Genomic DNA, 14,823 nt, shown 5'->3' with positions numbered 1-14,823 from the left:
GAACTGACTGACAGCAGTCCGTATCAGTCGGCCGAAATCTCGCAGGTGCCCTCGTAGGCCACGTCCGAGACCGATTCGATTTCGGGGTCGTCCCCGCAGACCGGACACGCCGGATTCGGCCGGACGGGGACCTCCTCGAAGCTCATGTCCATCGCGTCGTACAACAGGAGGCGACCCTCGAGCAGGTCGCCCGTCCCGAGCAGGTGTTTGACGACCTCGGTGGCCTGGATACAGCCGACGGTGCCGGGGAGGACGCCGAGGACGCCCGTGGTGGCACAGTCCGGGACGGTACCGGGTTCCGGCGCTTCGGGGAACACACAGCGGTAACACGGCGGCGACGTCCCGTCTCCGTCCGCGTCGTCGCGGTCGTCACCGCCGCGGTCGTTAGTGAAGGACGTGATCTGCCCTTCGAATCGGTAGATAGCGCCGTGAAACAGTGGCGTCTCGGTGAGGACGCAGTGGTCGTTGAGTAGGTAGCGGGTCGCGAAGTTGTCGCTGGCGTCGAGGACGACGTCGTACTCGGCGACCAGGGACCCGACGGTCTCCGCGGTAACGCGGGTTTCGTGGGTCTCGACGTCGATATCGGGGTTCAGTTGGTCGACGTAGTCGGCGGCGCTCTCGACCTTCGGCCGACCGACGTCGGCGTCGCCGTGGACGATCTGTCGCTGTAGGTTCGAGCGCTCGACGACGTCGTCGTCGACGATTCCCAGTCGACCGACGCCGGCCGCGGCGAGATACTGGATGGCCGGCGAACCGAGTCCGCCGGCGCCGACGATCAGGACGCTCCCCTCGAGCAGCCGCTGTTGGCCCTCGGGACCGATCTCGTCCATGATGACGTGTCTCGAGTAGCGATCGAGCTGGGTCGCGTCGAGGCGCAGGTCGCTCATACGGTACCGTTCGGCCGAGAGCGAGAAAAGGACGCGGGTCGAATTCTCTTCGACGGACCGTTGTCAGCACGTTCCGGAGCAATCGTGAACTGCCATGCGATTCCGCCGGGACGTCGGTACAGCGAATCGTCTCATCCGTCGGCGCTGGCAGGCGGTTGAGCCCGTCGTCTGGGGGCTGCTCCTTCCGTCGTCGCGGCGACGACGCGTGGTCTCGCGGAGGTGGCAGGATCTTCACCGACCCAACGATTTAATAGTGTGGTGTGCATTCACACACCTATGGCAACCTCACCCAGTGATGCCGGTGACGACGTCATCGATCAATTCCTGTCCGATCGCGGGCACTCGGTCGAACAAGTAGGGTGGGACCACGATTATAACAAGAAGCAGTGTCCGGAGTGTGGCGGTCTCCACGATACGTCCGCCAGTTCCTGTACCGTCTGCGGGTGGGAACCTGCGACGTAAGGGCCGTCGCTGTCGCGAATCCGCGCCGTCACAAACGGTCTTTGCCCCATCGCGCATCGACGGGGCCGAGTTACGGCATCGTCGCAACTCGTTCAGGTCGGTGACGATTTGAACCCCCTTCGATCTCCGTTCACGGCTCTCCGTTTTTATCACACCGCATTCGACACAATTATAACCATTTACCGGTCATCTCGTAGTGAGAAGCACTATGCCGGAATGCCAGAACTGCGGCGCGTTCGTCACCGAACGATACGCCCGGGTGTTCACCCCGCGAGGCGTCGACAATCCGCGCGTCTGTCCGGACTGTCAGGACAAGATCCGCGACGGTGCAGACGTCCGAGACGCCCGCTCGCCGCGCGATCCATAACCGCTCGTTTCTGTCGAAGAAAACCCACGTCACTTATAGGTGTCGCGCTCCTGTTTGGCTACAATGACTCCGACGGACACGACGGTTACCCGCCTGTTCGGTGGTCCGGGAAGCGGGAAGACGACCGCCCTTCTGGACCGCGTCGAAGATATTCTCGAGCAGGACGGCGTCACCTTCCGAGACATTCTCGTCGTCTCGTACACGCGAGCGGCGGCCCAAGAGATTCGAGAACGCCTGGCCGACCGCCTCGACGAGAGCCCGCGAGCCCTGCAGGGCAACGTCTGTACGATGCACGCGAAGGCCTACGAACTGCTCGATCTCTCCCGAGCCGACGTTATCGGTGAATCCGACAAGGAGGACTTCTGCGACCAGTACGGCATCGATTACGAGGACGAGTACTCGGGCGCCGGCCGTCGGACCGCCCGATCGACGACGATCGGGAACAAGATCATCGCGACGAGCCAGTGGCTCCAGCGGACCAGCCGCGACGTCTCGGACTGGTACGACGTCCCCTTCCAGTGGGACGACGAGGAGGTCCGACTCCCGCCCGAGATCGACGACAACGCCCAGGAGGGCAACAAGTACACCCCGACCTGGCCCAGCGACGACGACCGGATCGACATTCCAGAAGCCATTCGCGCCTGGCGCACCTACAAGGGCGACGAAGGGAAGATCGGCTTCGCGGACATGCTCGAGCGAGTCGAGCAACGCTCGCTGCTGCCCAGCGTCGACTACCTGGTGATCGACGAGTTTCAGGACATCACGACGCTGCAGTACGACGTCTATCAGGAGTGGAAACCCCACATGAAGCAGGTCCTGATCGCCGGCGACGACGACCAGGTCGTCTACTCCTGGCAGGGTGCCGATCCCGCCCTCCTGCTCGAGGAGGAGGTCGACGAGGACGTCATCTTGCCGAACTCCTACCGACTGCCCTCGAACGTCCTCAACGCGGTCAACAAGGAGATCCGCCACATCGATCAGCGGCAGGACAAGGATCTCAAGCCGCGGACGGAAGGAGGGGCCGTGGAGGCGAAAACGAACGCGTCGATGCTCGACGTGGTCCGGATGGTCCGCCGAGCGCTCGTCGAGGGCGACGGCACCATCATGGTGCTGTTCCGGGCGCGCTACCAGATGTTCCAGTTCATCGACGAGTTCATCACCGAGGGCGTCCCCTTCACGTCGCTGACCGACCAGCGGATGTGGACCGACCGACTCACGCAGTACGTCTACGCGGTCGAGGCGCTCGACGCCGGCGAGGACGTCACCGGCCTGCAGGCCCGCCGACTCGCGGACATGCTGCAGGACTCGGCATTCGGGACCAACGAACGCGACGCCCTCTTCGACGAGATCGACGAGCGCCAGGAGGAGGCCGGCATCGAGGACCTGGAGGAACTCATGATTCCCGCCGACGTCATCGAAGACCACGCGCCCTTCATGCCCGACCCGGCCTCCGCCTCGGACATGCTCCGGAAGGTCACTAACTTCCAGAAGAAGAGCGTCCGATCCTACTTCGCCATCGGCGAGTATCAGGGGATGGACACCGACCGCGTCCGCGTCGGCACGATCCACTCCGCGAAGGGTCGCGAGGCCGACCACGTCTTCGTCGGCACCGACCTCACCGAAAAAGTCGTCGAGCAGATGGTCGCCACCGTCGACGATCCCACCGACATCCCCGGCTGCGAGGAGTTCACGAAGACCTCTTCGCCCGTTCCCGTCCTGACCGACAACGAACGGCGCGTCTTCTACGTCGGCATGTCTCGAGCCCGCGAGCGACTCGTCCTCCTCGAGAACCTGGTCGACGGCGCGCCCACGCTGCCGATCGACGTCCTGCTGAAGAATCAGCTGACCGATTCGACCCTCGAGGAACTGATCGAACTGGCCCAGGAGCCGATGGACGAACCGAACGCCGACGAACTCGAGGCCGAAGCCGAAGCGCCGTGACCGGTGGGAACGAACGCAGCCTCGAGCGCGACCGTCCATCCGACCCCGCCGCCTCGAGCGCGACCGCCGACCTCGGTCGCGAGCGACGCGACCGCGCGGCAATCGTTCTCTCCGACGCGCTCGAGGAACGCGGCGCGACCGCGTTCGTTCACGTCGGGACCGACCGCGATCCGAGGATTCGATACACCTGTTCGACGCCGGCGGACGGCGTCACCGCAGTCGCGTACGACGGCGTCGAGCGCGAGTGGCTCGTCCGCTCGACGGCCGACGAGGCCGGCGGTCATCCCGCCGATCGCCTCGCCGCGACGCTGGCCGAGCGCGGCCTCGAAGGGACGGTTCTCGCGCCGCCGCGAGTGCCACACGACGCCGCGCTCTACCTCGAGGGAGGGGCGTTCGAACTGGCGTCGACCGACGCCCTCGAGCGGGCGCGAGCGACGAAGACGGTCGGCGAACGCGACCGGATCGCGACCGCGCAGCGGGCGGCGAGCGCCGGCATTCGGCGAGCGGCGTCGGTGCTGGCCGACGCGACCGTGATCGACGGACGACTCGCGACGGCCGGGAGCGCCGATACAGGGGGCGAGTCCGAGTTTTTGACGCCCGATCGACTGCGGATCGCCATCGACGAGGCCGTCGTCGGTGCGGGCGCGTTTCCGGTCGGTAACACGGCGGTCAATCCCAACTCAACCAGCTCGAGCGCTGGAACCGACGGGGAGCCGCTCCGGCCCGGCGAGCCGATCGTCCTCGAGACCGCACCGCGCGGGCCGGCCGGTTACTACGGCGGGCTGGTTCGAACGCTGGTCGTGGACAGCGACGGCGGCCGAGAGCGGCGGGTTCACGTCGCCGTCACCCAGTCGTTTCGCTCGGCGCGGTCGATGCTGACCGCCGGCCCGGAGTCGGTGACCGCCGTCGCGGCCGACCTCGAGGCGGAGGTGCGTTCGTTCGGGTCCGGCGACGGCGACGCGATCGAGACGCGGGTTTCGGGCGTCGGACTCGAGCCCCGCGAGCGGCCGATCGACGGGGGCGACTCGCTGGATGCCGGGACCGTCGCGCGGCTCGACGTAGCTGCACGCGTCGACGATGACAACTGGCTTCGGATCGCCGACGTGCTGGCCGTGAACGCCGAGGGCGAGCGACCCGACTGGCTCGCGGCCCCGTCGCAGTCGCTCGAGCCGACCGCGTTGCTCGAATAACCGTCGCGGACGTTTGCTACCCCGACTCGAGGCGACATGCGAGTTCGTGGGCGAATCACTTACTGACGACGAGCGCCCTGATTCACTGGCAGCAAGGAATAGCCACGCCCTCCCCAGCCGATTTCTGCTCACGGGCGCGCAGCGCCCGTCTGCTCACGGCGGCGGAGCCGCCGTTCGCATGGTATGCGAGACCGGAGGTCTCGCACTATTCGCATGGTTCGCGGGACCGGAGGTCCCGCGCTAACGCTCGCGCCTGCCGTCGCTCGCTCATCCCTCGCACGGCATCGACGACCGCCCTCACTATCGTTCGGCCGGTCGACAGCGCGCGCCACCGCACGTGGTCCATCGGTCCAAAGTTCTATCCTGGTACGATAGCCGTCACTCGCCTCTTTATCGTCCGCTGTCTCTTGATCCGCTCCCACACGAGCCGATCGTAGAGCTAGGTGATCGATTCCGTTACCGGTCGTCGTCCGGATCGGATTCGGGCTCTTTCGCGACCGTGTCGACGACCCGGCTGGCCACGAGTTCGGGAACGTCGGTCGGCATCGTCAGCCAGTGTTGGATGGCCACGAGCCCGATCGCGAGTCCGATGAGGGTCAGGCCGATGCCCGTCTGCCCCTGCAGGAACAGGAAGTCGAGTCCGGCGAGCGCCGCGGGGATGGCAAAAACGAGCGTGCCCGCGAGTTTGATCGTGTCGATGATACCGGCCATTACACCGAGGTAGCGCGGCGACCGCTAAAAGCGCGGCGACGAGTCGCGCCCGATCGTGGCAGACGTCGAGACGGCGGCCGGACCCGGAACGGCTTTCTCCCGTCGCCCGTCAGTTGCAAGTATGTTTACTGGGATCGTCGAGGAGACCGGCGAGATCGTCGCTCGAGAGCGAACGGACGACGGCCTCCGGCTCCGGATCGGGGCCGACGAGGTCGCGACGGGACTCGAGCACGGCCAGAGTATCAGCGTCAGCGGCGCGTGTCTCACGGTCGAACGCTTCGCGGCGGGCGAGTGGTTCGAGGTCTTTCTCGCGACCGAGACCGTCGAGCGGACCTACCTGGGCGATCTCGCCGAGGGAGCGACGGTCAACCTCGAGCGGGCGATGCCGGCCGACGGCCGGTTCGACGGTCACGTCGTTCAGGGTCACGTCGACGCGGTCGCGACGGTTTCAGCTATCGAGTCAGTCGAAGAGGACTGGTTCTTCGAGTTCGATCTCCCCGAGGGGTACGACCGCTACGTCGTCGAAAAGGGGTCGATCACGCTCGACGGGATCAGCCTGACCGTCGCCGACCTCGATACCGAGACCGGCCGGGTGACGGTCGCGATCATCCCGACGACCTACGAACTGACGACGCTCTCGGAGAAGGCACCCGGCGACTCGATCCACCTCGAGGTCGACGTGCTCTCGAAGTACGTCGAACGGCTGCTCGAGGCCCGCTTCGAGTGACTGGGCCGGCTATTCGTCCGCTACGTCCAGTCGTCGCTGGCACTCCTCGAGCAGTTCGACCTGTCGCTCGAGGAGGAGCGCGGCCCGCTCGCTTCCCGCTTCGACTCCATCGTCGAATCGGGACTGCAGCGCTCGGAGCTGCTCGAGGTGGGCCGCGAGCCCGTCGGCGAGTTCCTCGTCTTCCAGCCGGGTGTGCGTCTCCTCGAGTTCGGTAACCGCTTCGTCGAGCACCTGACGCCGCTCGCGGGACGCGCCGGTTCCCGCCGCCATCACTGCTGTAACAGCGTCGAGGTAGCGTCGGACGGCCGCTCGCATCGCCTCGAGCCCCTGTCGCTGGGCGAGTAACGGGAACGCGACGGCGACTCGAGCGGCGCGTTGCTGGGCGGCGAGGCTCCGCTTGAACAGTTCCTGTCCCTGCGCCATCGCCGTTCGCTGTGCGGCGAGCGTGGCGGTCAGTGGCGAACTCGAGCGCCCCCGCTCTCGTCCCCGGTCGGTACTGTCTGCAGCGGACCCGGCGGCCGGGCGTTCGTCCGCCGTTTCGGCAGTTCCCCGGCCGGTCACCGCAGTGCCTTCCGGAACGATTTCGCGGGCCGCCGCCTCTGCGCCAGACTCGGCGTCAGTTTCCGGGCCGGCGACCGTTTCGGGATCGATCTCGGGCTCCGAACGGCGATCCGGTTCCACCGCTGCCTCGAGATCGACCCCGGGATCGATCTCGGCAGCGGGATCGCGGCCTCCCGCAGACGCTTGTGTCCCGTCGGCATCGGGATCCGACTCGGTTTCCGGGCGCGGATCCGTCGGGGCGGACGAGTCGACGTCGACGCCGGGGTCGAGTGCCGTTTCCGGACGCGCGTCCGCCCTCGGTTCCGACCGGGAGTCGGTCTCCCCGGTCGACTCGAGATCGATACCGGTCTCCAGCTCGTCGGCCGGATCCGTCTCCGCTGCCTCGTCCCCGGCCGATCCGTCGGGTCGCTCGGCTGCGTTTTTCGTCGTCGGTTCCGCCGTCTCATCGGCGGTATCGCGTTTCGCTACCTCACCCATCTCCTCGGCGAGTTCGTCTCCGCGATCCCGCTTTGCGGGAGCGCCGGATTCGAGTTCCGTTTCGAGAGCGGTTTCGTCCGCTTCGTCGGTATTGGCGGGGTGATCCGGTTCGGCGGCGTGCGTGTCACGAGTCGTCTCTGCGGGCTCGGTTCCCGTCGATTCAGCGGTATCGGGCTCCGCCGACTCGACGCTATCGACATCCGTCGGCACAGTCGCGGCCTCCGTCTCCGCCTCGAGTCGGATCGTCCCGCTCGAAATTTCGTCGATCGTGGATTCGTGGATCACTACGGTCTCCCCGCCGCCCCGACGCCAGCCGAGCCTGGCTCTGATCGAGTCCACGATTCCGGCGCGGGGCTCGACGCGGGCGGTGTCCCCCTCGACGGCCGCGACGGTCCCGATCTCCTCGCCGGCGGCGTTCTCGACGGTTTTCTCGATATCGTCGTCCGTAAACGTCGCACTCATGAGTCAGGGCTGCGCCGCTCGAGAAAAGTCCCTGCTGCCTGCACCCGCCAGCGAGATCGGCGGTTCGTTTGCAGCCGTCTGCTGAGCCCAGAAACCGGCGCTTTCGGGAAGCTCTCCGTCGAGTCGCGGTCAGCGCTGGGGCGGCTCGAACTCGGTTAGTTCCGGCCGCGAGTCGCCATCTCGATCGCTCGTGACGGTCTGATAGGCACGCCGGTAGCGATCGATCTTTCGGTAGAGGTAGTAGCCGATCGCGAGGTCGTAACAGATGACGTAGCCGACGAACGCGATTCCGAAGCCGATGGGGAGGAAGTCGGTGAGGATTCCCGGAACGATCCCGACCGTGACGTTGTAGGTTCCGTGGACGAACGCGGCGATGAGCAGTCCCTTGAGGACGATCGGACCGGCGTAGTCGCGGTTGAACTTCGCCAGGCCGAGGTAGTAGCCCGCGATCGCCGAATAAATGACGTGGCCCGGCCCGGCGAGCGCGCGGACCGTCGCGATCCCGCTCGCGGTGACGAAGATGTTGGTCTCCGGGTTCGCCTCGCCGATGACGCGGCTGATGTAGAGCGCGTTTTCGATGGCGGCGAACCCCAGTCCGGCGACGGCGCCGTAGACCGCGCCGTCGATGACGGCGTTGAAACTGTCGTTCCGGTAGGCGAACACCTGGACGGCGAGCAACTTCACCGTCTCCTCGACGGGGCCGACGATCAGGTAGAAAAAGAGAACCCCGCTGATCCCGAGCAGCGCCTGGCTGTACGAGTTGACGAGCGCCGCGAACGTCGCGAACAGGACCGCGAGCAGGAAGGTCACGACGAGCAGCCAGAGCGGTTCGCTCGTCGTGATGTCCGCGTACCAGATGTACGCCGCGAGCAACCCCGCGGGGACGATCGAGAGCCCGAAGAAGAGGGCGACGAACGGATCCTCGAGGACGACCGCTGCCGGCGAGACGAGCAAGACGAGGGTGATCGCGATCGCGATCAGCAAGACGAGCGCGCGAAATCCGTAGCTCACGCCGTTGTAGAGCGTGTACGCTAGCAGGTCGACGATCGATCGCGGCTCCCACGTCGAGACGTCGTAGAGGTCGACCGACCCGTCGCCGGTCCGCTCCTCGGCCCGTTCGACCGGGTCGCGCCTACGTTCCATGGATGGCCGTATGATCGCCTGCCCGGTATAGGTTCGGCAACCGGCGACGTCCTGTCGTAGCCACTGAAACGATTCACACACCGGTCGGGGGTGGTTGTCCGTCCGGAAAAGCAGTTGTGCGATCGGACGGGCGGTGTCAGCCAGTGACAATCGACCAGAGCGGTGTCGGCCAGTGGCAATCGATCAATGGTCCTTATTCGACCGGATCGGCTGCGGAAAACTCTCCCGGCGGGGCCTGACCGGTGTCGGACACCGATTCCGCGATCGTTCGAACGAGCGAGATGTATTCGTTCGGATCGACCGGCTTGATGTGATAGCCGTCAGCTCCTAACTCGGCCGTTTCGCGGATATCATCCGGGGAATTCGAACTCGAGCAAACGATCACCGGGGCGGATCGCAGCTGCGGCTCGCGGTCGATCGCTTCGAGGACCGCTCTCCCGTTCGCCTTCGGGAGGTTCAGATCGAGAAATACGAGGTCCGGAACAGCCGCCGAGTCGGACGACTCACACAGGCTCAGGTGCTCGAGCGCTGCCTCTCCGTCGGTAACGACGGTGACCGTGCCGTCGACGCCGCTTTTCTCGAGTCCCTCACGCATCAAATGAACGTCACCGGGATTGTCCTCGATCACCAGGACCGACGGCGGATCGACGGGGTGATCGGGGCTCACTGCCCGCGCTCCGTCGTCTGTGTCACCGTGGGCCCTCCGCTGTACGTGTCACCGTCGGTCCTCCGGCGGCTGTCTCCGTTTGGCCCTGGGAAGAGTGAAGTAAAACGTCGTTCCGTCACCCGGTTCGGAGTCGACCCAGATATCGCCACCGTGATGGTCGACGATCTTTCGGCACAGTGCGAGCCCGATTCCCGTCCCCTGGTACTCCTCGTTCGAGTGGAGTCGGTTGAAGACCTCGAAGATCTGATCCGTGTGCGCCGGCTCGATTCCGATCCCGTCGTCCGCGACCGAGAACACACACCGGTCGCCCTGCCGTTGTGCCTCGATCTCGATGCGCGGCGGCGCGTCGTCGGTGTACTTGATCGCGTTCGCGACCAGGTTGTGAAACACCTGTTCGAGCTGGGTGTCGTCGCCGACGACCGTCGGGAGTTCGTCCGCGACGACCGTCGCGTCGCTCTCCTCGATCTGTAGCCGGAGGTCGGAGAGGACGGCCTCGAGGACGGCGGTACAGTCGACCGGTCGCAACTCGGCGTCGTTCGTATCGATCCGCGAGTAGGTGAGCAGCCCGTCGACCATCTCGCGCATGCGATCGGAGCCGTCGACGGCGAAGTCGATGTACTCGCGGGCCTCCTCGTCGAGCTCGTCTCCGTATCGCTCCTCGAGCAACTGCAGGAAACTCGAGACCATCCGCAGGGGCTCTTGGAGATCGTGCGATGCGATGTACGCGAACCGCTTGAGCCGATCGTTCGACTCCTCGAGTTCGTCGATAGTGTCGCTGAGTTCCGTCTTCGCTTCGGTTCTATCGACGAGGGTCTGCAGCATGCGATCGATGTCGCGGGCCGGCTCGTCGGGTCCGAAGTACTCCCGGGGTGGCGTGTAGTAGAAGTTGTGGCAGAGCGTTCCGTCGTAGATGAGGTGCGGGTGGGTCCGGACGACGTCCGTGAGAATCCCGGGCGGGATCGCCTCGCGATCGTACTGACAGAGCGCGATGCAGTCCTCGCCCCGAAAGAGGTCGTTGACCCGGCTCTCGTACGCCATGAAGTCCTCGATCGTCGTCTCCTCGTCGAGGATCCAGTGCGTGTCTGCCGTGATCCGAAGCGCCGGATACTCCGCCGTCGCCTCCTCGATCGTCCGCCGGTAGAAGTCGATCATCTCGTCGGGATCGAACGCGCCGTTCCGGCGGTAGGTCTCGTCGATCGAATGGAACGTGAGCGCTCCGGAGTCGGTTGCGGCGTCGACGTCGACGCCGCCGTCGTGCAACGCATCGAGTACGTCGTCCTCGGTCTGCTCCTCGATGACGTACATGACTCGCTCACCCCGCTCTACTCCCTGCCGGACGAACGGGACCATCGCTTCGACCTGCTCGTCACGGGACTCGTAGAACAGCGCGATGTGTTCGTTCGCTTCCACGCCGTCGAGCGGTTCGACCGGGCCGCGAAACTCCGGACTCGAGCGGAGGGCGTCCAGGCCGTGTTCGACGTTCAGGGGTTCGGAGCGGGCAGCACTTCCCGTCAGTGATTCGTCCTGTGGGTCGTACTCGGCCTCCTGGCTCATTGTCCACAACTCAACGGCCGTCGCTAAGTATGCTTTGCCCACTTGGGTCTCGTCGATCGAAACTCCGCTCCGGCGTCCGGGGCAGCGGTGCCTTTTGTTCGACCCTCGCTACGGGCTCGAGACCGCCAGCGCGGACTCGGAATTATCAAAGGCTTCCCGGCCCAACCGGCGCGTATGCACTTCGACCAGCGAACTCAGCGAGCGCTTCGCGACGTCGGCCTCGAGACCGACGAGCTCCGGGCGGCCTCGCAGGCGGTCGTCGACGCCGTCGCAGAAGACGCGGCGGCGCTCGAGGCGTTCTTCGACGAGCACGACACCGTTTACTCCGATATGGACATGGCGCACTCGAGTTCGGACTACCCCGAACACGACGTCGACTACGCCGACATCCCGACCCACGCCGACGAGATGCGCGGCTGGCTCCGGTTCGAGACGTGGGGCGTCTCCGTCGAGGACGGCCGCATTCTGGGAGACGGACACGTCGAACTCTCGCTCGGGCCGACGATCGACGATCGGGTTCGGTTCGCAGCCGACCGCGACACGCTCCGATGACGTCCGTCTGCGAGGCTTGGGCCGGATCGCTCGAGCGAGGGGTGCGACGAGAGCCGCGACGAGGGATCGACGAGCGAGAGTCGCGACCACGGTCGGACGAGCGACAGCGGCCGTCGACGGCGGCGGGGCGAGCGCTCGCGGAGGGAGCGCGATGACGACGGCTCGAGTCCGCGGCATCTACACGACGGCGATCACCCGGTTGTTGAGCGAGACCGGCCGCGAGGTCGTGCAGGCTTCCGAGCCGATTCGGGAGCGATTCGAGCGATCGTTCGACGCCGCGCCGGCCGACGTCTCGATCGAGACGACCCGGGACCGACAGGGCGTCGAGATCTCGGGCGCGCCGGACGCGGTCGAGACGGTCGCGGGCGAACTCGAGGAACTCGCGATCGATGCCTTCCGCTGGGCGGACGACGCGTCCCGCGGTGCGGTCTTCGACGCGGAGGTGCTCGAGGCGGGCGGCGGCAGCGGTGCGGTCGTCGACCTCGGCGACGGACGGCGCGGCTTTCTGAAGTACGACGACGCCGACGGCTACGTCGACGCCGGAAACCGCTACCGGGTGCAGGTCCACGAGCCCGCGCCGCCGTGGGACGACGACCGACCCCTCGTCCGCCCGACGCTCGAAGTCGAGGGCGGGCTCTGTACCCTCTCGCGGGCTCGGACCGGCGTCTCGGCGGCGCTTCGCGGCGAGCGGGCGGAGGAACTGGTCGGTATGACCGATCTGCTTTCTGTCGATGTGCCGGAGGGATGGGGTGTCCGCTGGCAACACGCGGCCGCCGACGCCGACCTCGAGGCGATGGGCACCGCGCTCGAGGACGCCGCGGATTGGGCCCGAGCGCTCGAGGCCGCGCTGGCTAACGCACCGGACGAACCCGGCGAGCCGGGACTGCTCGCTGCGCCCCGCCGGACCGAGTGGTGCTGGTTCGGTCGGGAATCACGATTCGCGCTGGACGGCGTGCGGCGTCGGGTGGAGACCACGATGCCGGGCCACCACCGGACGAAGGCGGCCGATCGGGCCGCGAGCGCGGCGGTCGACTTCGCGGAGGCCGTCTGCGGGTCCGCCGGAGCCGAGAGCGATGGCGCTGCGGGCGGCGAGTTTCCCTTCGCGGCGGTCGCTCGGCAGTTCGGCCCGACGACGGGCGACCGCCTCGAGATCGGTCACGGCAAACCCGACGGCCGACTCGTCTCGCTCGGTCGCGGCGAGGTGACCGAGTGGGACCCGGAGGGGAAGGTGACTCTCGAGCGCGCCATGAGCGGCGGCGGGAGCTACGACGCGCTCGGCGTCGCGAAGGAGTCGGGCGACGTTGCCGTGACGAAGTTCCGCGAGGGCCGCTGGTGGTATCCGACGACGTACACGGCCGCCGACGGGTCGTCGAAGGGGACTTACGTCAACGTCTGCACCCCCGTCGAGCTCTTTCCGGAGACGGTTCGGTACGTCGACCTCTACGTCGACGTCATCCGGCGGGGCGACGGAACGGTCGAGATCGTGGACGCCGACGAACTCGAGGACGCCGTTTCCGACGGATTCGTCTCCGACGAACTGGCCGAGAAGGCGATGAACGTGGCGGAAGCCGTCGAGCGCGCGCTCTCGAAATAGGCCGTTTCGCCCCGGCTCTCCCGTTCTCGTGCTTCAGTCGGATCAGGACCGATGGAGACATTTACTGAGCAGGGTGCTCGGTAGTGAATTCGATGAAAGAAGTGTCCTGCTCTCGTGGCAACAGGGAATCGCCACGCCCTCCCCAGCCGATTCGCTCGCGCCTCGCGGCGCTCACTCATCCCTCGCGCAATGTCATCGACCGGCCTCACTCTCGTTCGGCCGGTCGACAGCGCGCGCCACCGCATACCGGTTGGCTGGTGTGGTGTGTGATAGGAGCTGTCCGACGACGGCGACTTATTCGGCCTGGTCGTCCGGCGTGTGGATCTCGTCGTCGAGGACGACCTCGAGACGGCCGTCCGCGAACAGCCGATCGATCTGGCCGTGCGTGAATTTCCCGTCGCAGTTCTCGCCGACGAAGGTGACGAGGCTCTCGGTTCGCTCGACGACGGTGGCCAGCGAGCTCCCGGTTCCGTAGGAGTAGCGAACGGTCGTTCCGGGGTGGAGCGCCTCAGCGGTGACGCTGAGATATTCCCGACGGTGGAGGGCCATACCCGGGGACGCGCCGATCCGAGCATAGCTCTTCTGGCCGTCGCGGGCCCGCAGCGCGCCCGATCGGCGCTCGCCGGAACCCGTCTCCTCTTCTCTCTCGAGGCCGTGGTCGACGTATATCGATGATATCTCTCCACGACGCCGCGGACGTGACCCACGCCGGCGGGATGCGAGCGACTCGTGCGTTTCCCACGCGAACGCACTCGCATCTGGATCCGTTCGTGCTCTTCGAGCGGTTCCACATCGGGGCCGACCAGGGGTTCCCCAGCCACCGCCACGCCGGGTTCGAGATCTGCACCTACATGCTCGAGGGCGGGATGGCTCACGACGACTCGCTCGATAACGCGGGGACGGCTCGAGCGGGCGAAGCCATGCGGATCTCCGCGGGACGGGGGATCGAGCACTCGGAGTTCCCGGCGGACGGCCCCTGTACCGGCCTCCAGCTGTGGCTCAACCTTCCCCGAGAGCGCAAGGAGATCGACCCGTCGTACGCGGACGCGACGGCCGAGCGGCTGCCGACCGCGGAGTCGGACGGTGCGACCGTCACGACCGTCGTCAGCGAGGGCTCGCCGCTCGCGTTCGAGACGCCGATGACGTATCGGGACGTGGCGCTCGCCGAGAACGCGTCGTGGTCGTGGGACCGCCCCAGCGACTGGGTAGGCTTCTGTTTCGTCCTCTCCGGGTCGGGTGCGGTCGACGACGCGTCACTCGAGCCCGGCCACTTCTGCACCGTCCCGTCGGGCGACGGTCCCGTGACGGTGTCGTCTGACGACGGCTGTCGCGTCGTCGCCGTCGCCGGCCGACCGCACGACGAGCCGATCCACCAGCGCGGGCCGATCGTGGCCTGAGACGGGTTGCTGTACCGATCTACCGGCGCGACCGCAGGCCGGTTGCGGTCGCACCGGCACTGGCTGACAGCAGCCCGTCCGACTCGAGTCGGGTATCGACATCGGTCGGGGCCGCGCACTCGGGCAACGGA

At 66.6% G+C, this 14,823-nt stretch carries 15 protein-coding genes; 8 read left to right on the top strand and 7 right to left on the bottom strand.

What is annotated here, in order from left to right; translation table 11 throughout:
• Positions 1-23 precede the first annotated feature (23 nt).
• Entirely contained in the window at positions 24-887 is an 864-nt protein-coding gene (gene ubaA, locus AC0QDI_RS16815) for an SAMP-activating enzyme E1 (protein WP_474670210.1), read from the bottom strand.
• Between the two features lie 276 nt (positions 888-1,163).
• Here ubaA and AC0QDI_RS16810 point away from each other — a divergent pair, with 276 nt between their 5' ends.
• The 4 genes from AC0QDI_RS16810 to AC0QDI_RS16795 all read left to right on the top strand — a co-directional run bounded on the left by AC0QDI_RS16810 (position 1,164) and on the right by AC0QDI_RS16795 (position 4,847).
• Positions 1,164-1,349: an HVO_0416 family zinc finger protein gene (locus AC0QDI_RS16810; RefSeq protein WP_374062530.1), complete on the top strand. Its 186-nt coding sequence runs from the start codon at positions 1,164-1,166 to the stop codon at positions 1,347-1,349.
• A gap of 208 nt (positions 1,350-1,557) precedes the next feature.
• Positions 1,558-1,716 (top strand): DUF7563 family protein, encoded by a 159-nt coding sequence (locus AC0QDI_RS16805; protein WP_474670208.1) that lies wholly within the window; start codon positions 1,558-1,560, stop codon positions 1,714-1,716.
• A 63-nt stretch (positions 1,717-1,779) separates the two neighbouring features.
• On the top strand, positions 1,780-3,657 hold the full coding sequence (locus AC0QDI_RS16800; protein WP_474670206.1) for a UvrD-helicase domain-containing protein: 1,878 nt from the start codon (positions 1,780-1,782) through the stop codon (positions 3,655-3,657).
• Positions 3,654-4,847 (top strand): M24 family metallopeptidase, encoded by a 1,194-nt coding sequence (locus AC0QDI_RS16795; RefSeq protein ID WP_474670204.1) that lies wholly within the window; start codon positions 3,654-3,656, stop codon positions 4,845-4,847. Before AC0QDI_RS16800 ends, AC0QDI_RS16795 begins: the two co-directional genes overlap by 4 nt.
• Before the next feature lie 456 nt (positions 4,848-5,303).
• Here the strand turns inward: AC0QDI_RS16795 and AC0QDI_RS16790 are convergent, their stop codons facing one another.
• Positions 5,304-5,558 (bottom strand): DUF7533 family protein, encoded by a 255-nt coding sequence (locus AC0QDI_RS16790; protein ID WP_474670202.1) that lies wholly within the window; start codon positions 5,556-5,558, stop codon positions 5,304-5,306.
• 121 nt (positions 5,559-5,679) lie between these two features.
• On the opposite strand from AC0QDI_RS16790, the gene AC0QDI_RS16785 reads away from it, so the two are divergent.
• The gene (locus AC0QDI_RS16785) at positions 5,680-6,285 is read left to right on the top strand and encodes a riboflavin synthase (RefSeq protein ID WP_474670200.1); all 606 of its coding nucleotides are present in this window, start codon (positions 5,680-5,682) and stop codon (positions 6,283-6,285) included.
• A 9-nt stretch (positions 6,286-6,294) separates the two neighbouring features.
• On the opposite strand, the gene AC0QDI_RS16780 is transcribed toward AC0QDI_RS16785, so the two are convergent.
• The 4 genes from AC0QDI_RS16780 to AC0QDI_RS16765 all read right to left on the bottom strand — a co-directional run bounded on the left by AC0QDI_RS16780 (position 6,295) and on the right by AC0QDI_RS16765 (position 11,149).
• Entirely contained in the window at positions 6,295-7,785 is a 1,491-nt protein-coding gene (locus AC0QDI_RS16780; protein WP_474670198.1) for a hypothetical protein, read from the bottom strand.
• A gap of 129 nt (positions 7,786-7,914) precedes the next feature.
• Positions 7,915-8,928: a PrsW family intramembrane metalloprotease gene (locus AC0QDI_RS16775; protein WP_474670197.1), complete on the bottom strand. Its 1,014-nt coding sequence runs from the start codon at positions 8,926-8,928 to the stop codon at positions 7,915-7,917.
• Between the two features lie 193 nt (positions 8,929-9,121).
• Positions 9,122-9,595 (bottom strand): response regulator, encoded by a 474-nt coding sequence (locus AC0QDI_RS16770; protein WP_474670196.1) that lies wholly within the window; start codon positions 9,593-9,595, stop codon positions 9,122-9,124.
• 48 nt (positions 9,596-9,643) lie between these two features.
• On the bottom strand, positions 9,644-11,149 hold the full coding sequence (locus AC0QDI_RS16765) for a sensor histidine kinase (RefSeq protein WP_474670194.1): 1,506 nt from the start codon (positions 11,147-11,149) through the stop codon (positions 9,644-9,646).
• 174 nt (positions 11,150-11,323) lie between these two features.
• On the opposite strand from AC0QDI_RS16765, the gene AC0QDI_RS16760 reads away from it, so the two are divergent.
• Both AC0QDI_RS16760 and AC0QDI_RS16755 read left to right on the top strand, forming a co-directional pair.
• A complete protein-coding gene (locus AC0QDI_RS16760) occupies positions 11,324-11,701 on the top strand; it encodes a DUF7532 family protein (protein ID WP_474670192.1) in 378 nt (125 codons plus the stop codon).
• A 151-nt stretch (positions 11,702-11,852) separates the two neighbouring features.
• The gene (locus AC0QDI_RS16755; protein WP_474670190.1) at positions 11,853-13,295 is read left to right on the top strand and encodes a ribonuclease FAU-1 family protein; all 1,443 of its coding nucleotides are present in this window, start codon (positions 11,853-11,855) and stop codon (positions 13,293-13,295) included.
• A 294-nt stretch (positions 13,296-13,589) separates the two neighbouring features.
• Here AC0QDI_RS16755 and AC0QDI_RS16750 read toward each other — a convergent pair whose 3' ends face one another.
• Complete coding sequence (locus AC0QDI_RS16750) at positions 13,590-13,844, bottom strand: hypothetical protein (protein WP_474670188.1); 255 nt, start codon at positions 13,842-13,844, stop codon at positions 13,590-13,592.
• Between the two features lie 122 nt (positions 13,845-13,966).
• Here AC0QDI_RS16750 and AC0QDI_RS16745 point away from each other — a divergent pair, with 122 nt between their 5' ends.
• On the top strand, positions 13,967-14,692 hold the full coding sequence (locus AC0QDI_RS16745; protein ID WP_474670186.1) for a pirin family protein: 726 nt from the start codon (positions 13,967-13,969) through the stop codon (positions 14,690-14,692).
• Positions 14,693-14,823 lie beyond the last annotated feature (131 nt).

The organism is Natrinema sp. LJW11 (assembly GCF_056135975.1).
The sequence above is the reverse complement of the archived record's forward strand: the minus strand, read 5'-3'. Positions and strand labels throughout refer to the sequence as shown.